This window comes from Pseudarthrobacter sp. ATCC 49987 (genome assembly GCF_009928425.1).
Taxonomy (GTDB): Bacteria; Actinomycetota; Actinomycetes; order Actinomycetales; family Micrococcaceae; genus Arthrobacter.
Map to the genome: position 1 here is coordinate 3184166 of NZ_JAABNS010000001.1, position 19237 is coordinate 3203402.

Below are 19237 nucleotides of genomic sequence, written 5' to 3' on the forward strand. Positions count from 1 at the left end.
GGCTGCGGCGTAGGTCGCTAAGTCCCCTGCGGCCGGCTCGCCAGCTAAGGACTCATCGGCTGCTCCGAAACGGCCCTTTTGAGCCATCATAGGGGCCGTTTCGGAGCAATCGATGAGAGTACGCCGCAAACGATGGGAGTACGACGGCGGCCCCGCACCTTTCGCAAGGTGCGGGGCCGCCGTCGTCGGATCTGCTGGCTGCTAGTGCGCGGCCATGCGTTCCTTCAGGCCCTCGAGCTCGGAGCGCAGCGCCTTGGGCAGGGAGTCGCCGAACTTGGCGTACCACTCCTCGATGGAGGCGAGCTCGGTGTCCCACTCCTCGCGGTCCACGCGGACGGCGTCTTCCACGTGGGCGTGCGTGAGGTCCAGGCCCGTGAGGTCCAGCGAGTGCCCGGCCGGCACGAAGCCGATGGGGGTCTCGACGGCGTCCGCCTTGCCTTCGATGCGCTCGATGGCCCACTTGAGGACACGTGCGTTGTCGCCGAAGCCGGGCCAGGCGAAACCGCCGTCGGCCGTGCGCCGGAACCAGTTGACCAGGAAGATGTGGGGCAGGCGTTCCGGGTTGGCTTTGCCGGAGACGCTGATCCAGTGCTTCAGGTAGTCGCCCGCGTCGTAGCCGATGAACGGCAGCATGGCCATCGGGTCACGCCGCAGCACGCCGACCTGGCCTGCAGCAGCGGCCGTCGTCTCGGAGGAGAGTGTGGAGCCCATGAAGATGCCGTTGGTCCAGCTGCGGGCCTGGGTGACCAGGGGAACCGTGGTCTTCCGGCGGCCGCCGAAGAGGATCGCGGAGAGTTCCACGCCGTCGGGGCTGAAGTACTCCTCGGCCAGCATGTCGACCTGTGAGATCGGGGTGCAGAAACGGGAGTTCGGGTGGGCTGCGGGCTTGTCCGACGCCGGAGTCCAGTCGTTGCCCTGCCAGTCGGTCAGGTGCGCCGGGACCTCGTCGGTCATTCCCTCCCACCACACTCCGCCGTCGTCCGTGAGGGCAACGTTGGTGAAGATGCTGTGGCCCTTGGCAATGGCGCGCATGGCGTTGGGGTTGGTGCCCCAGCCGGTACCCGGGGCGACACCGAACAGGCCGGCCTCAGGGTTGGTGGCGCGCAGTTCGCCTTCCTTGCCGATCCGCATCCAGGTGATGTCGTCACCGAGGGTTTCGACCTCCCAGCCCTCGATGGTGGGATCCAGCAGGGCAAGGTTGGTCTTGCCGCAGGCGGACGGGAACGCGGCAGAGATGTAGTAGTTCTTCTTCTCCGGCGAGGTCAGCTTGAGGATGAGCATGTGCTCCGCGAGCCAGCCCTCGTCGCGGGCCATCACGGAGGCGATGCGCAGGGCGTAGCACTTCTTGCCCAGCAGGGCGTTGCCGCCGTAGCCGGAGCCGAAGGACCAGATGGAGCGTTCCTCGGGGAAGTGCACGATCCACTTGTCCGGATTGCAGGGCCACGCGACGTCGGCCTGGCCGGGGGCCAGCGGTGCGCCCAGGGAGTGCAGGGCCGGGACGAAGAAGGCGTTGGTGGCGGTGATCTTGGCCAGGACCTCGGTGCCGATCGTGGCCATGATGCGCATGGAGGCGACAACGTAGGCGCTGTCCGTAATCTCCACGCCAAATTTGGGATCCTCGGCGTCAAGGTGGCCCATGACGAACGGGATGACGTACATGGTGCGTCCGCGCATGGAGCCGCTGAACAGGCCGCGCAGCTTCGCCTTCATCTCCGACGGAGCCATCCAGTTGTTGGTGAAGCCGGCATCGCGTTCGTTTTCGGAGCAGATGAAGGTCTGCTCTTCGACGCGGGCCACATCGGCGGGATCGGAGAATGCCGCGAAAGATTTGGGGAACAGCTTCTCGTTCAGGCGGGTCAGCGTGCCCGCGGCGACGAGCTCGTCCGTGAGCCGGGTGTTCTCTTCCTCGGAGCCGTCTACCCAGTGGATCCGGTCCGGCTGGGTCAGTTCAGCTACCTCTTCAACCCATGCCAGCAGGCCAGCATGTGTGGTGGGTGCTTTTTCAAGCAACGGCAGTCGCGCCAAATCTCCCATTACGGTTCCCTTCCTCGGGTTCAGTCGTGTGTCCTAAATGTAGGGCTAGATCACCCCCCGAAAATGGGGCAAGATGTGGGATGTCCGGGGGGCCGGAAATCAAAAACCCCGGAAATCCGCGGAATCACGCGCACCAAAAGCCCTCTTTTTGTGACTAAGGTCACGTAGACCGGTCTAGTCGGCTAGATTACACCCGTCTCGATTTGTAACTACGGCCCCACCTCGCGTAAAGTAATTCGAGGTTCGGGGAGCGAGAAGTTCCAAGAACTGAGAATGCGCCCATAGCTCAGCTGGATAGAGCGTCTGTCTACGGAACAGAAGGTCAGGGGTTCGAATCCCTTTGGGCGCACAGAGAGAAAGATCCGCACCGGTCCGCCGGTGCGGATCTTTTGTTTAACCCTCGACGTCTGTTTAACCTCGACGGCGGACCTGTGGCGCACCGCTACGGGGAGATGGCCTGGGGGTTAGCGGCCAAAATGTGTGTATGGCTTGGGCGTGTCACCGGTTTCTTCCGCCCCATCCTTGCTGGATTCCGTTGCCGTCTTCGAAGCTGAAGGCTGTGTCGTAGAGGGCCGGTTGGATGGGCTCCTCCACCTCCTTTGACTCCTTCTTTTGGGGTTGCCAGTGGTGTGGTTTCACGAGGTCCCAAGGGTCCTGGGGTGATTCAGTGTGCTGGTAGAGGTACCAGTCGACGGCGCGTGTGGCGTGGTCTTCGCTGAGGCCGCGGTGGTTCCGCAGAAGGTCTTTGAGGCCTGCGTTGATTCCTCCCTCCAGCGGGCTGGTCGTCCGGGCGATCTGCTGGCCTTCGGTAGCGCTGGTAAGCCAGGTGAAGAGGTGCCCTGCCTTGATGGCAGCGGCCAGGCTTCCCCGTGCCCGGCGCAGGCCCAGATGTGTGTACCACCAGGTCTGTGCCGGTCCGATGTGTGAGGGCCTGGCGCCGGTTTTCTTCGCGTAGGTCCGGTGCTTGAGGAAGCTCTCCCAGCGGGCCTCCCAGGAAGCGAACGCACCGGACCAGGCGGCGGCCTGGTCAAGGTCCGTGACGTGGGTGAGTGCCTTGGCCAGGGCTAGTAGTTCCTTACCGGCATCGAGCTTCGGACGCATCGTCAGATGCGTGCGGATGTTCTGCCGGATATGGAACAGGCACCGTTGAACGTTCGTTTCCGGCCAGTGTTCCCTCAAGGCGCTCTCCAGGCCCTTGTGGCCATCCACGACGGCCACCGCCGGGGCCGGGATCTGCCGCAGAAGCGCAGCCCACGAGGCGTGCTTTTCCCGGTCACACCACTGCCACGCGATGACGTGCTCGCCGGTGTAAGCGACCAGGACGCACCAGCCGTTGAAGTAGGTGCCATCGAGCATGATCACCGGGTGTATTTCCCCGGTCCGCGCGGCCGCCGGGGCGACATTCCAGCACCAGGCACTCCGGCGCCTGAAGGTCCTCTCCGAGCCGGCGTGGGCGCCTTGCCGCTGCTTCCCCGTGATCCAGGAAATGAAGGCCGTGAACTCTGCCCTCTTCGTGACATCAACCCGGGATTGAGTACTCGAAGCACCACACGACCTACACCGCCATCTCGTCCGCCCGGCACTGGTCGAACCGTTCTTCACAAGCTTCTGAGCACATACACCACACCGGGGCTGATTTGATCGAACCGTCACTCCACATGCTTTCAAAGCATGTGCACACCCCTACAACCCGCGCGAACACTGGCAACCAAGCCAATCTCATACACACATTTTGGCCGCTAACCCTGGCCTGGCTGATCCGGCGCCGGATACCGTCGAAGTGGCTGTGGAGCCGCTGGGCCGCGAGAACCTTGTCCCCGGTCGAAACGGCCTCATAGATCCCCCGGTGCACCGCCGCTTCTGCCAGGAGATCGACCCCCTCCGCTGCGCCCAGCTCGACGTGGAGCCGCCGGTTTACCTGCCAGAAGACGCCGAGCAGACTCACCAGCAGCTCGTTGTTGAGTGGTTCGAACAGGCGGCGGTGGAATTCGGCGGCGGCCTCCACGAAGTTCTCTCCGGAGCCGGCCAGCGCCTCCATCCGGAGGACGGATTCCTCGACGGCCGCCAGATGTTCCACCGTTATCAGGTCCATGGCACCGGCAATCAGCCCGGACTCCAGCGCCTGCCGGACCTCCACGAGCTGCAGGGCTTCCTGGCCGTGGTGCCGCAGCGACAACCGGCCCCGGAACGTGAGGCCGTCGGCGAGCGCGTCGAAATTGTTCGGGGCCACGAACATGCCGAAGCCGTGGCGGATTTCAATCACGCCCAGTGCCTGGAGCACTTTCAGCGATTCCCGCAGGGTGTTGCGGCCGACTCCCAGCACGGCGGAGAGCTCATTCTCGGTCGGCAGCGGATCTCCGGCCTCCAGTTCACGCTCGAGGATAAGCTCCATGATGTCCGCCTGCAGGGCCCGCAGCCGGGCCTGGGCACTGAATCTCGCCTGCGGCATCGGCCTGCCGACGCCCGCGGCACTCATGCCGACCGTTCTCGATACGCCCGCTGCGGTTCCGCCGCCCGTGGCCGGTCCGCCTGCGGACAAGTTGCCTGCCGTCATCGCCCTGCCCCTCCCCCAAGTATTGTCCCCACAGTAGCGGTGGTCCCACGTCCTGCAAAGGGTGTTTGGCGACGCTCGCCGGCACGGCGCCGGGCGTAGGCTTCTGCCATGACGGCACTGTTTGAACGGGATTTCGATGTCATTGTGATCGGCGCCGGCGCCGTGGGCGAGAACGTGGCGGACCGCGCGGTGCGGGGCGGGCTGACCACCGTGCTGATCGAGGCGGAGCTTGTCGGCGGCGAGTGCTCCTATTGGGCCTGTATGCCCTCCAAGGCGCTGCTGCGCCCGGGGACAGCCCTGCATGGCGCCCAGACAGTGCCCGGCGCCGAGGAAGCCGTCACCCGGACCCTGGACGCAGCCGCCGTCCTGAAGCGCCGCGACTACTTCACGTCCAACTGGCAGGACGACAGCCAGGTCAAGTGGGTCGAGGACACCGGGATCGAGCTGATCCGCGGCCACGGCTGGATCACCGGCCTCCGGACGGTCGAGGTCGCGGGGTTGGACGGCAACAGCTACGCACTCACGGCACGGCACGCCGTCGTGGTGGCCACCGGGTCCTCCCCCACCGTGCCGCCCATCGACGGGCTGTCCGACGTGGACTACTGGACCACAAGGGAAGCGACATCCGCGCACGAGATCCCGGACCGACTGGCAGTCCTGGGCGGGGGCGTGGCCGGCACCGAACTCGCGCAGGCCTTCGCCCGGCTGGGCGCCACGGTGACCCTGGTGGCCCGCGGCGGCCTGCTGGGCGCCTTCCCGGAGGAGGCGGGCACGCTGGTCGCCGCCGGGCTGCGGGCGGACGGCGTCGATCTCCACCTTCACACCGGAACCACAAGCGTCCGCGAGAACGACGACGGCTCCCTCACCCTTGAGCTTGAGGGCGGCAGCACCGTGACGGCGGACAAAGTCCTGGTCACCACCGGCCGGCATCCCGCCCTGGAAGGCATCGGGCTGGAAAGCGTCGGCCTCGCCGCCGCGGACAGCAAGGAACTGCGGCTCAGCACCGACTCCACCGGCCTGGTTACCGGAGCCTCCGGGAACGACGTCGACCCCTGGCTGTACGCCGCGGGCGACGCCGCCGGGAAGGCCATGCTGACCCACCAGGGCAAGTACGGGGCCCGCGCGACGGGCGACGCCATCGCGGCCCGGGCCAGGGGCGAACTCAGCGGCCCGGCCACCCCCTGGAGCCGCTTTGCCCGGACCGCCGACGATTACGCGGTGCCCAACGTTGTATTCACCGATCCGGAACTGGCCAGTGTGGGCCGGACCGTGCGCCAGGCGGAGCGCGATGGACTCAGGGTGTCCTCCGTGCAACTGCCCATCCAGGTGGCCGGATCCTCGCTGCACTCCGAACGGTACGAGGGCTGGGCCCAGCTGGTGGTCGACGAGGACAGGAAGGTGCTGCTGGGCGCTACTTTTGCGGGCCCGGATGTGGCCGAGCTGCTGCACGCCGCCACGATCGCCGTCGTCGGCGAGGTCCCGCTGGACCGGCTCTGGCACGCCGTGCCGGCGTACCCCACGATCAGCGAGGTCTGGCTGCGGCTGCTCGAGGAGTACGGACTCTGAGCCGCCGAGGTGTGACTTCGCGCCCATGTTTTGGACAAACATCGGCGCCAAGTCTCACCTCGGCGGAACCGCCCGCGGACGGGACCCGGCCCCTCTGATTCATCACACCCAGCCCTTTCTACTTGAACTGACCGGTCAGTTTAGTTAGCCTTGTCGTAGACATCCATCTGCGAAAGGCCACCCTTGCTCCGCGTGCAACAGCTCTCCGTGAACGGCAGACGGGACGAGCTGCTGCCGGCCACCTCCCTTCAGGTCCGGCGCGGTGAGCTCCTGCTGGTCTCCGGCAACCGCCAGGACCAGCGCACCGCCCTCGCCCTGGCCCTGAGCGGACGGCTCAAACCCTCCGGCGGGCGCTTTGAATGGGACGGCTCGAAGTGGGACGGCAGCACCAGGATCAAGACCCTGCGGCAGGCGAGCGCCGTCGTGGATTCCCCGGGCGTGAACGAACCCGAGCAGCACCTGAGCGTCCGCGACCTCGTCACCGAGGACCTGGCCCTGGTCCCGCGCCGGTACCGGGGTTCGCTGCTCAGCAAGCCCTGGCTCAAAGTCAACCGCTTCGAGGACATCGCCGGGCTGTGGACCGAACAGCTTCCCGCCGCCCGACGGATCGAGCTGCTCACTGCCCTTGCCCTGGCGAACCCGCACACGGATCTGCTGGTGGTGGACTCCCCGGACCGCCACGGCCATCCGGCCGATTGGCTGCCGCGGCTGCAGGAACTGGCCTACGACGCCGGGCGCCCGCTCGCCGTCGTTGCCACCGTCCTGCACATCCCGGCCGGCTGGACCGGGCCGGCCGCCGCGATCGGCACCGCGGGCTCTCCTCCCGAGGACGACGCAGACGCTGCCCCCGAAACTGAGGACGCAAAGTGACTGTTCTGCGGCTGGCCCGCTCCGAACTCAAGCGCATGACCGGTGGCCTGCTGCCCAAGCTCACCATCCTGGCGCTGACCATGGTCCCGCTGCTCTACGGCGCCGTGTACCTCTACGCCAACTGGGATCCCTACGGAAAGCTGAACCAGATCGATGCCGCCCTCGTGGTCGAGGACACCGGTGCCACCTCCGCCGACGGCGCCCGGCTGGAGGCCGGCCGGAAGGTCGCCGACAGCCTCGTGGACGGGCATGTCTTTAACTGGCAGACGGTCTCCGACACCGAAGAAGCGGACCAGGGCGTGAGCACGGGCAAGTATGCCTTCGCCCTGAAGATCCCCAAGGACTTCTCGGCGAACCTCGTCTCTCCCGGCAGCTTCGACGCCGCCAACCGGGCCATGCTCAACGTCACCACCAATGATGCGAACAACTACCTGTTGAGCACCATCGTGGACAGGCTCACCACCGCCGTGCACACCACGGTGGCCACCGAGGTGGGTGCGGAGACCGCCAACCAGCTCCTCACCGGTTTCGGGACCATCCACTCGCAGATGCTCAAGGCCTCCGACGGCGCCGGGCAACTCGCCGACGGGGTCGCCAGCCTCCACGACGGAACGGTCACCCTGCACCAGGGCACGGGCGATCTCAAGAACGGCGCCGCCGGGCTCTACAACGGCCAGGTCAGGCTCCGGGACGGTGCCACCGCCCTCAGCACGGGAGCAGCCCAGCTCAGCGGCGGACTGTCCCAGCTCAAGGATAAAACCGCCACCCTGCCTGCCGATTCCCGCGCACTGGCGGACGGCGCCGCGCAGGTGGCGGCCGGCAACGCCGCGCTCAACACCAAGGTGCAGGGCCTGGCCGGCCAGCTGGCGGCCTCCGAACAGGCGGACGCCCAGGCAACCGCCCAAGCTCAGCGCAGCCGGGTGGTCGCGTCCAACAGCCGGCTCGTCGCCGCCGGGACCATCACCCCGGCCCAGGCGGACGCAATCCTGGCGGACTTCGACGCGAACGCAGCCCCGCCCGCAGCCCCGGGCCCGGCGGCCGCCCTGAAGTCCGCGGCAGGTCAGATCCAGCAACTGGCAGACGGTTCCGCTGCCGTCAGCGCAGGGGCGGCCAGGCTGGCGGAAGCCACCCCAGCCCTCGGCGGCGCCATCACCCAGGCGTCCACCGGCGCGGACCAGCTGGCCGGCGGCGCCGCCACGCTCGCCACCGGGCAGCAGAGCGCACTCGACGGCGCGGGGAAACTCTCCGAGGGCGCACAGAAACTCGACGACGGCGCGGCCCGGCTGGAAAGCGGGTCGGCTACGGCCTCCGAGGGCGCCGGAACCCTCGCTGCTGAACTCGCCAAGGGCGCCGGCCAGGTCCCGAACCCCGACGACACCCAGAAGGACAGCCTCGCCAAGGTAATGGCGGATCCGGTCGCCGTCAGCAACGTCTCGCAGGCCAAGGCCGGTTCGTACGGCGCAGGCCTGGCACCGTTCTTCCTCACCCTGGCCCTGTGGATCGGCGTCTTTATGCTGATCCAGGCGATGCGGCCCGTGACCCAGCGGGCACTGGCGTCGAACGCCCCGGCGTGGAAAATCGCCGTCGGCGGCTGGCTTCCGTTCCTGGCCGTCTCGGCTGTCCAGGCGAGCCTGCTGACCCTTGTGGTCGACGTGGGGCTGGGCCTCAACCCTGCGCACCCCTGGCTGATGTGGTTCCTCATGCTGGCCGCGGCGATGGCATTCAGCGCGATCATCCAGGGCGTCGTCGCGCTGCTCGGTTCCCCCGGCAAGCTCGTGGTGCTCATCCTGCTGGTGCTGCAGCTCGTCTCCTCCGGGGGGACCTTCCCGTGGCAGACAACGCCCCAGCCGCTCCACGTGGTGCATCAAATCCTGCCGATGGGGTACGTGGTCAACGGCATGCGGCACCTGATCTACGGCGCGGATCTGGCCGTCATCCTGCCCACAATGCTGGGCCTGCTTGGCTACACTTTGCTGGGGACGGCCCTGTCCACTCTGGCCGTCCGGAAGCATAAGTACTGGACCCTGAAGTCCCTGAAACCGGAGATCACCGTATGAGCAGCCGCACGGACAGCAGCACGGCGGAAACCGCGAAGAAGCTCCGGCCGGCCCGCACCAACGCGACGAAGCAGAAGCTTTTCGAGGCCTCGATGGAACTGATCGGCGAACGCGGCGTGGCGGGCGTGACCGTCGACGAGATCGCGGCAGCTGCCGGGGTCTCCAAGGGCACGGTGTACTACAACTTCGGCAGCAAGTCGGACCTGATCGCCCAACTGCTGCACCACGGGGTGGACATCCTGCTGGCACGGCTGCTGAGCGTCCGGGACGATTCGGCGGACCCGCTCGCGGCGATGCACGAAATGATCGGGCAGGCCATGGACTTCATGGACGAGTACCCGTCCTTCGCCCGGCTGTGGGTCAGCGAGAACTGGCGGACCCCCAGCGAGTGGCAGGACACCTTCACCGAGCTCCGCGGGCGGCTGCTCACCGTGGTCGGGGCGGCGATTACCGCGGTGGCTGCCGTTTACCCGGTGGATCCGGCCGTGTCCCGGGGCAGCCTGGAGACCGCCATCTTCGGGGCCTGCTTTGTGGTGGGACTGGACCGGCAGACCTACAACCCGGAGCGGACCCGCGAGCAAAGTGTTACGGCAATTATGGCGTCCATGCGCGGCTACATCGTGAAATAGCCACGCTCGGGGATGATTGGTCACATGGGCCACATGGGTATCAGCGGCAAGTTTGCCATCGGTGCGTTTCTCGCCGCGCTGGCGCTGCTGGCGCTGACCGGCATCACGCTGCACGAAACGGTGTTCCTGTGGTTCCTGGCAGCCTCCGCCGCAGCGTACGTAGCCTGCGTCTCCGAGGTGGTCATCCGCCGGCGGCACCGGACCCTGGCCGCCAGCGGGATCGGGAGCATCCTTTTTATCGCCTTCGGCATCTCGTTCCTTCGCCAGTGGGGTTTGGCCTTCAACGCCGATCCGGACGCGATGTCGGCCCGGGTGGATACCGACCATCCGGACCTGTACTTCTACCTCGCCGCCGCCTGCGGCGCAGCCACCCTGCTGCTGCTCGTTGCCGGAACTGTCCTGCCGGGCAGGGGAAGGCGTCCGCGCGCCGCCGGCCGTGCTCCGCGGCGGCGCCCGGCCTCTGCCGTGAGGGGCCAGGCACCCAAAGCGGCCGCCCGCCGCGCACCGTCCCGGACGGCTGCCCCGCGGCCGGCGCCGAGATCCGCGGCCGGCAGTCCGGCCGCCCCGCGGGCCGCAGCACCCCGGGCCGCAGCACCCCGCACGGCAACATCGCGGACATCAGCCCGCCCCGCAGCCAAAACGGCCGGAGCGAAATCCCAACCGGCCAATACTCAGTCGGCCCGGACGTCGACCCGGCGCTGAGCGTCCGGGCGCACCACCCGCCGTCGAACATCCGGCCGGCGAAAATTCCAGGGGCGCAGCACCGCCGTCGCCACCCCGGCGAGCAGGAGGAGCCCGCCGGTGACCTCGGCGGGCGTCGGCACCTCGCCCAGGACGAGCCACGCCGTCGTCATGCCGACCACCGGAACCAGCAGGGTAAACGGCACAACGGCGGAGGAGGGGTACAGCCCCAGCAGCCTGTTCCAGATTCCGTAACCCACCAGGGACCCGAAGATGGCCGTGTAGAGCGCACTGGCCAGGGTGACGGGCTGGACGTGAAGCAGGGCCTGCGACACCGCAGACGGGCCGTCCACCAGTAGGGACAGGCCCAGCAGGGGCAGCGGCACGACGGCCCCCGACCACACCACGAGCCCCAGCCCGGATGCCGCTTTCGCCTTCCGGGCGACGATGTTGCCGGCGGCCCAGGACAGCGCCGCGGCGAGCACGATCATGAGTGGCAGCACCGGCGCGACCAGGCTGCGGCCAACGGCCACAACAGCGAGGCCGGCCACGCCCAGCACCACGCCGGCGAACTGCCGCCGGCTCGGCCGCTCGCCGAGGAACCCGGCCGCCAGCAGCACCGTCAGGAGTACCTGCGCCTGCAGGACCAGCGATGCCAGGCCAGCGGGCATGCCGAGCGCCATGGCCAGGTACAGGAGGCCGAACTGTCCGGCGCTCATGAGCAGTCCGACGCCGATGATCGCCTTCCAGCCCGCATCCGGCTTCCGGATGAAGAAGATGCAGGGAAAAACCACCAGCGTGAACCGCATGGCCACGAACAGCAGCGGCGGCATCTCGGCGCCGTCCGGGTGCAGGCCGAGGTCGATCGCGACGAAGTTGACGCCCCAGAGCACAGCGACGAGCAGGGCCAGGGCGGAATGGCGAGTGTTCACACTGCCACTATGCCGGTTCCGGCCGGGCGCCGGGACAGGATCGGGCCAGCGCGCCGCAGTTGGCTGGTGCGTGAAGGGTCAGAGGTTCCGGGGATGATCGCTGCGGGGCTCATCGGTGCTGCCCTGCTCCGGGGGGACCTGGCTTGCGGGGGCCTGGCCGTGGTGAACCTGGCCTCCGGCCGGGTTGGAGGCCTGCTCGGCGCTGGAGGGGTTCCGGGCGCTGCGGTCGCGGCGCAGCTCTTCCGTGCCGGCGGCTTCCCGGGGCACCTCGTCCCCCTGGGCATCGTGTTCGGTGGTGACGACGTCGGGGTCCAGTTCGTCCGCCTTCCCCAGCTGTTCCTGCGCGCCGGCGCGGACCTTCTCGGCCTCCTGCTGACGCGCGGCGGCCTCCTCCCGCAGCCGCTCGGCTTCGACTTCCGCCTGCTTGGCGTCGGCTTCGGCCCGGGCAGCCTGCGCCTCGCGCTCCCTGGCGCCGATCTCGTCGGTCTTGGCCTGTTCGCGCATTTCGACGGCCTTGGTGCGGTTTGCTTCCACCTTGCGCTTGCGGCTGAGCATGGTTGCCACGACGATGATCGCGAGCACCACAACGACGCCGATGATGATCCCAATGAGCTGTCCCGAATCCACGATGATTCCGCCTTTTCTCTCGATCGCCATACGTCCACGGGTAAACAGCATCAGTAAACCGCAGAATCGCCCGCATGACTATGCATCCGGAACTCGGGCAGGGAGCACTGACGGGGCGTTATTTGGCCCGGGGGACCTTGAACTGCGTCAGCCGCGCGTCCCGGCCGTCGAGTTCGGCCCAGGACTTCTCCGTCTCCATGATGGTCAGCGCGCTGGTGGGGTACCGCGTGGCGGCGTCCATGTAGGCGTCGTGGTTGGAGTCGCGGGACGCAAGGTGCATGGCGAGGTCCTGGACCCCGGGCATGTGCGAAATCACCATAAGGGTGGTCACGGTGTCCGGGACGTGGTTGATGACCGTCAGCATCCGCTTCGCTGAAGCGGCGTACAGCCCGTCCTCGAGTTTCGGCGTCGGGGCCTTGTCGCCAAGTTCGCTGCAGACCCAGGTGCAGGTCTGCCGGGTGCGCAGGGCGCTGGAGCACAGGATGAAGTCGGGAACCACACCGTGCTTCAGCAGCCATTTTCCGGCCTGGGGGGCATCACGGTGGCCGCGCTCTTCGAGCGGCCGGTCATGATCCGCGACGCCGCCGGGCCAGTCCGCCTTGGCATGCCGCATGATCACCAGCCGTTTGATGTGATGCGCGCTCATGGATCAATCCTAGTGCGGCGGCTTCTCCGCGGGCGCGCATCCCCTCAGAGGCCGCTCAATCGTCCAGGACAAAGGTCACTTCAAGCACGACGTGCCAGGCAACAACGGCGCCGTCGCTGATTTCAACCTTCTGTTCCTTCACCCACGCCCCCGTGACATTGCGCAGGGTCTTGTTGGCCCGGTCGACGCCCTCCTTGATGGCGGCATCAAACGAGGTCCTGGAGTTCGCGCTCAGGGTAGTAATCCGTGCAACAGACATGTCTTCCTCCCAATAGTCGGCTCAACGCTAAAAACCCTACGCCGCACCCCCGAAACGCAACAGAGTCCAACAGCCGCGAAGGCCAGTCCTCGGTCAGCAGGAAGCGAAAGGCCACATTCTCAGCAGGAAGGGAGCTACCCCGGATGCCCATCAAGCGCAGAGGGCGGCGTTTTGCGTAGTGCCGCATCGCCGACTGAGGAACGAAGGAGGTGTCTAAGGCACGGCAAAATGCCGGCCTGTGCGCGTGGAACGCGCAGAGAAAGCAAAAGCGCCCGCCCCAGTAGAGGGACGGACGCTTTTCGTGGACTGGAAGCTAGATCGAGTATTCCGGAGCGGCCCAGACCACAACTTCCGGGTGCTCGTAGAACCGGTACCCCTGGCCGCGGACCGTCCGGACGGTGTTGGCGAGGCGGCCGAGCTTGGAGCGCAGGCGGCGGATGTGCACGTCGATGGTCCGCTCGTTGGGCACCTCTTCGGCGTTGCGCCACAGGCCTTCGAGCAGCTCGTCGCGGCCCACGGTGCGGGTCCCGTTCTCGACAAGGTAGTTCAGCAGTTCGAACTCCTTGAACGTCAGGTTCAGGGATTCGCCGTCGAGCGCCACTTCGCGGCGGGCAAGGTCGATCAGCACGCCGGACGGACGCGGGTCCTGGGGCTGCTGCAGGCGGGCGGTCTCGGCCCGCTGGCGGGCGCCCACCGTGGGGTCACCGAAGGTGGAACGGACGACGTCGAGCGCCGAGCCGGGTGCGCTGGCGGGGGCGACGGCGACGGCGGCGTAGCTTTCAGCGCCGGAGACCAGGGACTGGGCGTAGGCCCGGATTTCCTGGGCCAGCTTCGCAATGGAGGTGCCGGCAGCCGCCGCGGTTTCCTCGTCGATCCCCATGTAGAGCACGAACCCGCGGGCGACGTTGTCGCTCGGGACGGGACGGACGGGGCTGCCGCTCCCCGGGGCAATCACGGGAGTCGGGGCCGTGGCCGGTGCCGGCGGAACAGCGCGGAGCTGTCCGTAGGAGTTGGGGTTGTATCCCTGCGGCGCATAGCCCGGGGCGGGGAAGCTGTTGCCGGCGCCTGCGGGGGCAAAGGATGCCCGGCCGCCGAAGCCCTGGCGGATACCGGAGGCCTGGCCGGCCTTGCTGGCGTTACGGACGGAGATGTGGACGTATCCGGATGCAACTGACATGGATTGCTTACCTCAATGTGAATGGCCGTCATCGCGGCTCGAATGCTACTTTTCCCCGCAATGAAAACTGGGGAGGGGCGCCCGACGCTGGGCTGGGGGCGAATGCCTAGAAACCTTTGGGGTGTAAAAGTTAGGCGTGCATTCGACAACAGCGCTTCTCGGTACCAGCGGGTGCGCTGATCCAAAAAACTGCGGCTGCAGGTGCTGTTGAGTTCTTGTTCACAATTGAAGTGTGCAACGTAACAATGAAAACTTGCAAGTAACACTGGACGCCAAAGTCCACGATGTGAGACAAAACCCGGAATTGTAGTGCAAATCACAATTCTGCCCGGTCAATAAAATAACAACTGTTTTGGTTAATCCATGGCCCTGCGCGCCATCTACCGAACAAAGTTCGGTCGAAACCCCCAAGTTCCCAAAATCATTCACTGTGCGTCGTAATCGTCAAACTGTTCGTCTACTTAGCATTGGATGTCCAGCGTCCCACAGAGTGGTCACCGGAGGATCCGGCAATTATCGGACCGGCTAGCGGCTGCGGGGATGTCCAGCTCGCTAGGCTGGGATTCACAGGCACCGCACAGGATCCCCAAAGCCGTGCTTAACCGGCAGATCGGAGAGTTGTCCCATGGCCACCTCGCACTCCATGACCAACAATCTCCCCCAGCTCTCCCACCCGGATGGCTCCCCCATCCGGGCCCTGGTCGTGGACGATGAACCCAGCCTCTCCGAGCTCATGAGCATGGGACTGCGGATGGCGGGCTGGTCGGTGGCCGTCGCCGCCGACGGGCCCGAAGCAATGAAGCTTGCCAAGGAATTCCGCCCCGACGTGCTAGTGCTCGACGTGATGCTTCCCGGATTCGACGGCGTTGAGCTGCTGGGCCGGATCCGCGCCTTCGCCCCCGAGGTGCCGGCACTGTTCCTGACAGCAAAGGACGCTGTCCAGGACCGCATCACCGGGCTGGCTGCCGGCGGGGACGACTACGTGACGAAGCCGTTCAGCATGGAGGAAGTGTTGCTCCGGCTGCATCGGCTGGTCCAGCGTTCCGGAGTGGCCGCGATGGATACCGCCGAACTCGTCGTCGGGGATCTCGTCCTGAACATCGACACGCGCGAAGTGCGTCGCGCGGGTGAGGAGTTGCACCTCACTGCCACCCAGTTCGAGCTGCTGCGCTACCTCATGGAGAACCCGAAACGCGTTGTCAGCAAAGCCCAGATCCTGGACCGGGTATGGGACTACGACTTTGGCGGGCAGGCCAACATCGTGGAACTCTACATCTCGTACCTGCGCAAGAAGGTCGACGCCAACCACCCGCCCATGATCCACACGGTGCGCGGCGCCGGCTATGTCCTGAAGCCGGCGGACTGATCCGTGCCTGACCGCTCCCCCACGATCCGCCCTTCCGGGCTCAACTGGCGCAACCCCGCCACCTGGCATCTGCGCACCCGGCTTGTCCTGGTCACCATGGCCCTGCTCGTGGCGATCTGCGGTGCGGTCGGCGTCGTCAGCTATGCCTCGATGGACTCCTTCCTGACCAGGCAGCTCGACAAGCAATTGGTGCAGGCTGCCGACCGCGCCCGCGAGTTTGGCCGCACCGGCGGCCGCGCAGACCCCCTGGACGCGCGGGGCCAGGGAATCGGTACCCTGAACGCCAGGATCGTGGACGACTCCGTCCGCAGCGCCGGCTTCCTCGCCGAGGACGCCACCCGGAAGTCGCTCACCGACGAGGACGACGAAGTTCTCCTCAAGCTCGCCGCCCGGAGCGAGCCCGTGAACCGGACCCTGTCCGCCGGAGCCTACCGGCTGGTGGCCGCCGAGACCCCGGACGGCGATGTGATCGTCACCGGCCTGCCGCTCGCCGAGAAACAGAACACGCTGGCTTCATTGGTCTGGACGATGGTGCTCGTGTCCGCTGGCGGCCTCGTCGTGATCGGCCTTGCCGGGACGGCGCTGATCCGCCGCACCATGAAGCCGCTTGATCAGCTCTCCGAGGTGGCCACACAGGTCTCCCGCCTCCCGCTCGACGCCGGAGAAGTGGGACTCGCCATGCGGGTGCCCGCCGCCGCGGCTCATCCCGGCACCGAGGTGGGCAGTGTCGGCCATGCCTTGAACCTGATGCTGGACAACGTCTCCAACGCACTCGAAGCCCGGCAGAAGAGCGAGACGAAGGTCCGCCAGTTCGTCGCGGACGCCTCGCACGAGCTGCGCACACCCCTGACAGCCATCCGCGGCTACACCGAGCTGATGCGGATGACCGAACACTTCACCCCCGACGGCGCAAAGTCCCTCGCCCGGGTGCAGAGCCAGTCCGAACGGATGACCACCCTGGTGGAGGACCTGCTCCTGCTTGCCCGGCTGGACGAGGGCCAGCCCCTCAAGCTCACCGAGGTCGACCTCACCCAGCTGGCCATCGAGACGGTCAGCGACGAGAAGGTCATGGCCCCGGACCGGGTCTGGCATCTGGAACTCCCGGAAGAGCCGGTGGTGGTCCGCGGGGACGCGACCCAGCTGCACCAGGTGCTGGCCAACCTGCTCTCCAACGCGCGCAAGCACACCGGCCCCGGCACCATGGTGGTGACCGGCGTGAAGCGCGCGCCGGACGGGAGCGCCGTGATGACCGTGACGGACAACGGCCCCGGGATCTCCCCCGAGTTCGTGGACCGCGTGTTTGCGCGGTTCACGCGCGCTGACGCGTCCCGGAAGAATCCCGTGACCGGTACGACGCCGGCACCCGGCCGGCGGCCCCTTCCCCGCCATCCGATTCACCCGCCCAGGACGCTCCCCGGCCCCCCGGCGGCCGCTGCCGTCGGGATGGCCCCAACGGCTTCCGCCGCGTCGGCAGAGGGAACCAGCGGGCTGGGATTGTCCATCGTGCAGTCGATTGTGGAGGCCCACGGTGGGACGGTCAGCGTGGCCTCGGCGCCCGGCCGGACCGAGTTCACGGTGCGCCTGCCGGCTACCCCTCCGGCGGGCCGGGGAGAGGCCCCCGCCGGACAGGCCCGGGAGCAAGCGGCCACGCCGTCGTCGTGATCCCTGTTACCAAAATGTGACTCAGCAGTCCGAGTCCTGTACCGTTTTTAGGGTGCGGCCATCACTAGGGCCGCATATCCGGATGCACGCCAAGCTCTGCCGCCTCCCGGATTCCGCTGGACCAGGCAGAGGCGGGGAACCCAGAGTTCCCGGGCATTTCTGCACATTGCGCCCTTGGGGTGAAGCCGACACGTGAGATTCCGTGCGGCCGGATGACCTCATCCGAACCCGACAGCTAACTCCGCAGGCGTTGAGAGGCGATCATGACTGAATTCAAGGCACAAGCGCGCCCTGACGGCGCTGCACCGACCCGCTCGAAGCCATCCCGCCACCGCGCTGAGCCGGCCAAGCCCGCTTCGGCCCTGTCCCGCTTTGCCACCAATGCAGGCTCCACCGGCCGCCGGGCGGCCGTTGTTGCTGCCGCTTGTGCAGTGCTAGTGGGAGTCGGAGCCGCCGGCCAGGCGTCCGAGACAGCCGCCCGCACTGCCAACGCCGGCAACTCCACGGAATCAACCGTCACGGCGGCCCCCCTGACGCACCTCGATTTTGAACGTGTCCGGGTGGCGAACCAGACCCCTGTCCCCACCGGCGGCATCGCGGCCCAGTCCACCGAGGTGAAGCCCGCCGAAGCACCGGCCCCGGCGGCTGCCCCGGCCCCCGCGCCCGCCCCGGCACCCGCTCCTGTTGCCGTCGACGATCCTGCCGGCGCACAGGCGTACGCGGCGAGCCAGCTGGGCTCCCATGGCTGGGCCGCCAACGAGATGCAGTGCCTGATGAAACTCTGGACCAAGGAGTCGGACTGGAAGACGACTGCCACCAACCCGAGCAGCGGCGCCTACGGTGTGGTCCAGTCCCTGCCGGCCGAGAAGATGGCCAGCGCGGGCGCCGATTACCGCACCAACTACCGGACCCAGATCAACTGGGGCCTGACGTACGTCAAGGACCGCTACGGCTCCCCGTGCGGCGCCCTGAACTTCCACTACGCGCACAACTGGTACTAAACAACCGGCACCGCGGGCCTCAGCCCCGGCCGGACGCGAGGCCCCGGATCCACTGGATCCGGGGCCTCGCTTCTGCCTGCCGCAGTCCGCGAAAACGGTGTCGCAGAGCGGCTAACCGCCGGGACGGTTGGGGATGTACTGCACCGCCCATTTGTTGCCGTCCGGGTCGGCAAAGTGGACGAAGTGCCCCCAGTCCTGGACGTCGACGTCGCTGACGTCCACGCCGTTGTCCTTAAGCTGTTTGTGCGCGGCCTGGATATCGCTGACCACAAGCTGCAGGCTGGGGGCCGTTCCCGGCGGAGCGTCGTTGAGCCCCTCGCCGATGGCAATGGAGCAGCCTGAGCCCGGCGGGGTCAGCTGGACGAAGCGGATGCCGTCCATGGGCCGTTCGTCGTAGTCGGCGTTGAAGCCGACCTTGTTGACGTAGAAATCCTTGGCACGGTCCACATCAGACACGGGAACAAAGACAAGTTCAAGTTTCCAGTCCATGCGGCTCAGGCTAGCCCCGGGTGCTATTTTCCGGTAGGGGCTAGCCGGCCACGCCGTAGAGGCGGTCGCCGGCGTCGCCCAGGCCCGGGACGATGTAGGACTTCTCGTTGAGCTTCTCGTCGATCGAGGCGAGCACGATCGTCACGTTGGCGTCGGCAAGCTCCTCTTCCAGCTTCGCCAGGCCTTCCGGGGCGGCCAGAAGGCAGATGCAGGTGACGTCGGAGGCGCCGCGCTTGAAGAGGAACTTGATGGCCTCGCGCAGCGTGCCGCCGGTGGCGAGCATGGGGTCCAGGACGAAGATCTGCCGGTCCGTGAGGTCCTCGGGGAGGCGTTCGGCATACGTGATGATGCCCAGGGTCTCTTCATCGCGGGCCATGCCCAGGAATCCGACCTCGGCCGTGGGGACCAGCTTGGTCATGCCCTCAAGCATGCCGAGTCCGGCGCGCAGGATGGGGACCACCAGCGGGGTGGGCTTGGTGAAAGCCGTGCCAATGGTGGTGCTGACCGGTGTCTCGATGGTCACCGGTTCGGTGCGGACTTCCCGGGTGGCCTCGTACGCCAGGAGCGTGACGAGTTCCTCGGTGAGCTGGCGGAAGACCGGTGACGGGGTGTTCTTGTCCCGCAGGACGGTGAGCTTATGGGCGACCAGCGGGTGGTCCACAACGAGAGTGCGCATGGGTCAAAACT

The 19237-nt window shown here is 67.1% G+C and carries 17 protein-coding genes, 1 tRNA gene, 1 pseudogene and 1 riboswitch; of the genes and pseudogenes, 9 read left to right on the forward strand and 10 right to left on the reverse strand.

Annotated elements, in window-relative coordinates:
- Window positions 1-201: 201 nt before the first annotated feature.
- Window positions 202-2034 (reverse strand): phosphoenolpyruvate carboxykinase (GTP), encoded by a 1833-nt coding sequence (locus GXK59_RS14675; protein WP_160667861.1) that lies wholly within the window; start codon window positions 2032-2034, stop codon window positions 202-204.
- Window positions 2035-2309: 275 nt separating this feature from the next.
- On the opposite strand from GXK59_RS14675, the gene GXK59_RS14680 reads away from it, so the two are divergent.
- Window positions 2310-2383 (forward strand) — tRNA-Arg (locus tag GXK59_RS14680).
- A 149-nt stretch (window positions 2384-2532) separates the two neighbouring features.
- On the opposite strand, the gene GXK59_RS14685 is transcribed toward GXK59_RS14680, so the two are convergent.
- Both GXK59_RS14685 and GXK59_RS14690 read right to left on the reverse strand, forming a co-directional pair.
- The gene (locus GXK59_RS14685) at window positions 2533-3687 is read right to left on the reverse strand and encodes an IS1249 family transposase (RefSeq protein WP_160664191.1); all 1155 of its coding nucleotides are present in this window, start codon (window positions 3685-3687) and stop codon (window positions 2533-2535) included.
- A 94-nt stretch (window positions 3688-3781) separates the two neighbouring features.
- Window positions 3782-4510: pseudogene (locus GXK59_RS14690) on the reverse strand (FadR/GntR family transcriptional regulator); the annotation flags it as partial.
- A gap of 186 nt (window positions 4511-4696) precedes the next feature.
- Here GXK59_RS14690 and GXK59_RS14695 point away from each other — a divergent pair.
- The 5 genes from GXK59_RS14695 (at window position 4697) to GXK59_RS14715 (ending at window position 10412) form a co-directional block, all read left to right on the forward strand.
- Window positions 4697-6154, forward strand: a complete 1458-nt coding sequence (locus tag GXK59_RS14695; protein ID WP_160667863.1) for a dihydrolipoyl dehydrogenase family protein — start codon at window positions 4697-4699, stop codon at window positions 6152-6154.
- Window positions 6155-6337: 183 nt separating this feature from the next.
- A complete protein-coding gene (locus GXK59_RS14700) occupies window positions 6338-7024 on the forward strand; it encodes an ABC transporter ATP-binding protein (RefSeq protein ID WP_160667865.1) in 687 nt (228 codons plus the stop codon).
- A complete protein-coding gene (locus GXK59_RS14705; protein ID WP_160667868.1) occupies window positions 7021-9081 on the forward strand; it encodes a YhgE/Pip family protein in 2061 nt (686 codons plus the stop codon). Before GXK59_RS14700 ends, GXK59_RS14705 begins: the two co-directional genes overlap by 4 nt.
- On the forward strand, window positions 9078-9710 hold the full coding sequence (locus GXK59_RS14710; protein ID WP_160667870.1) for a TetR/AcrR family transcriptional regulator: 633 nt from the start codon (window positions 9078-9080) through the stop codon (window positions 9708-9710). The genes GXK59_RS14705 and GXK59_RS14710 overlap by 4 nt, the downstream gene beginning before the upstream one ends.
- 24 nt (window positions 9711-9734) lie before the next feature.
- A complete protein-coding gene (locus GXK59_RS14715) occupies window positions 9735-10412 on the forward strand; it encodes a hypothetical protein (RefSeq protein WP_160667872.1) in 678 nt (225 codons plus the stop codon).
- Here GXK59_RS14715 and GXK59_RS14720 read toward each other — a convergent pair.
- The 5 genes from GXK59_RS14720 to GXK59_RS14740 form a co-directional block, all read right to left on the reverse strand.
- Window positions 10382-11323: an EamA family transporter gene (locus GXK59_RS14720; RefSeq protein WP_160667876.1), complete on the reverse strand. Its 942-nt coding sequence runs from the start codon at window positions 11321-11323 to the stop codon at window positions 10382-10384. The two genes, GXK59_RS14715 and GXK59_RS14720, sit on opposite strands and share 31 nt — an antisense overlap.
- 78 nt (window positions 11324-11401) lie before the next feature.
- Window positions 11402-11980 carry a hypothetical protein gene (locus tag GXK59_RS14725; RefSeq protein WP_160667878.1) on the reverse strand — a complete coding sequence of 193 codons (579 nt, stop codon included), beginning with the start codon at window positions 11978-11980 and terminating at the stop codon, window positions 11402-11404.
- 88 nt (window positions 11981-12068) lie between these two features.
- On the reverse strand, window positions 12069-12596 hold the full coding sequence (locus tag GXK59_RS14730; RefSeq protein WP_160667879.1) for a SixA phosphatase family protein: 528 nt from the start codon (window positions 12594-12596) through the stop codon (window positions 12069-12071).
- Window positions 12597-12651: 55 nt separating this feature from the next.
- Window positions 12652-12855, reverse strand: coding sequence for a dodecin family protein (locus GXK59_RS14735; RefSeq protein WP_160667881.1), 204 nt, complete (start codon window positions 12853-12855; stop codon window positions 12652-12654).
- A 313-nt stretch (window positions 12856-13168) separates the two neighbouring features.
- Window positions 13169-14032, reverse strand: coding sequence for a winged helix-turn-helix domain-containing protein (locus GXK59_RS14740; protein WP_160667883.1), 864 nt, complete (start codon window positions 14030-14032; stop codon window positions 13169-13171).
- A 625-nt stretch (window positions 14033-14657) separates the two neighbouring features.
- On the opposite strand from GXK59_RS14740, the gene GXK59_RS14745 reads away from it, so the two are divergent.
- The 3 genes from GXK59_RS14745 to GXK59_RS14755 all read left to right on the forward strand — a co-directional run bounded on the left by GXK59_RS14745 (window position 14658) and on the right by GXK59_RS14755 (window position 18061).
- On the forward strand, window positions 14658-15398 hold the full coding sequence (locus tag GXK59_RS14745; RefSeq protein ID WP_160667885.1) for a response regulator transcription factor: 741 nt from the start codon (window positions 14658-14660) through the stop codon (window positions 15396-15398).
- Between the two features lie 3 nt (window positions 15399-15401).
- The gene (locus tag GXK59_RS14750; RefSeq protein WP_237393906.1) at window positions 15402-17060 is read left to right on the forward strand and encodes a HAMP domain-containing sensor histidine kinase; all 1659 of its coding nucleotides are present in this window, start codon (window positions 15402-15404) and stop codon (window positions 17058-17060) included.
- 104 nt (window positions 17061-17164) lie between these two features.
- A riboswitch (cyclic di-AMP (ydaO/yuaA leader) is annotated at window positions 17165-17325 on the forward strand.
- Complete coding sequence (locus GXK59_RS14755) at window positions 17324-18061, forward strand: hypothetical protein (RefSeq protein WP_160667887.1); 738 nt, start codon at window positions 17324-17326, stop codon at window positions 18059-18061. Its footprint overlaps the riboswitch before it by 2 nt.
- A 111-nt stretch (window positions 18062-18172) precedes the next feature.
- Here GXK59_RS14755 and GXK59_RS14760 read toward each other — a convergent pair whose 3' ends face one another.
- On the reverse strand, window positions 18173-18550 hold the full coding sequence (locus GXK59_RS14760) for a glyoxalase superfamily protein (protein WP_160667889.1): 378 nt from the start codon (window positions 18548-18550) through the stop codon (window positions 18173-18175).
- Between the two features lie 40 nt (window positions 18551-18590).
- A complete protein-coding gene (gene upp, locus GXK59_RS14765; protein ID WP_160667891.1) occupies window positions 18591-19226 on the reverse strand; it encodes a uracil phosphoribosyltransferase in 636 nt (211 codons plus the stop codon).
- Window positions 19227-19237 lie beyond the last annotated feature (11 nt).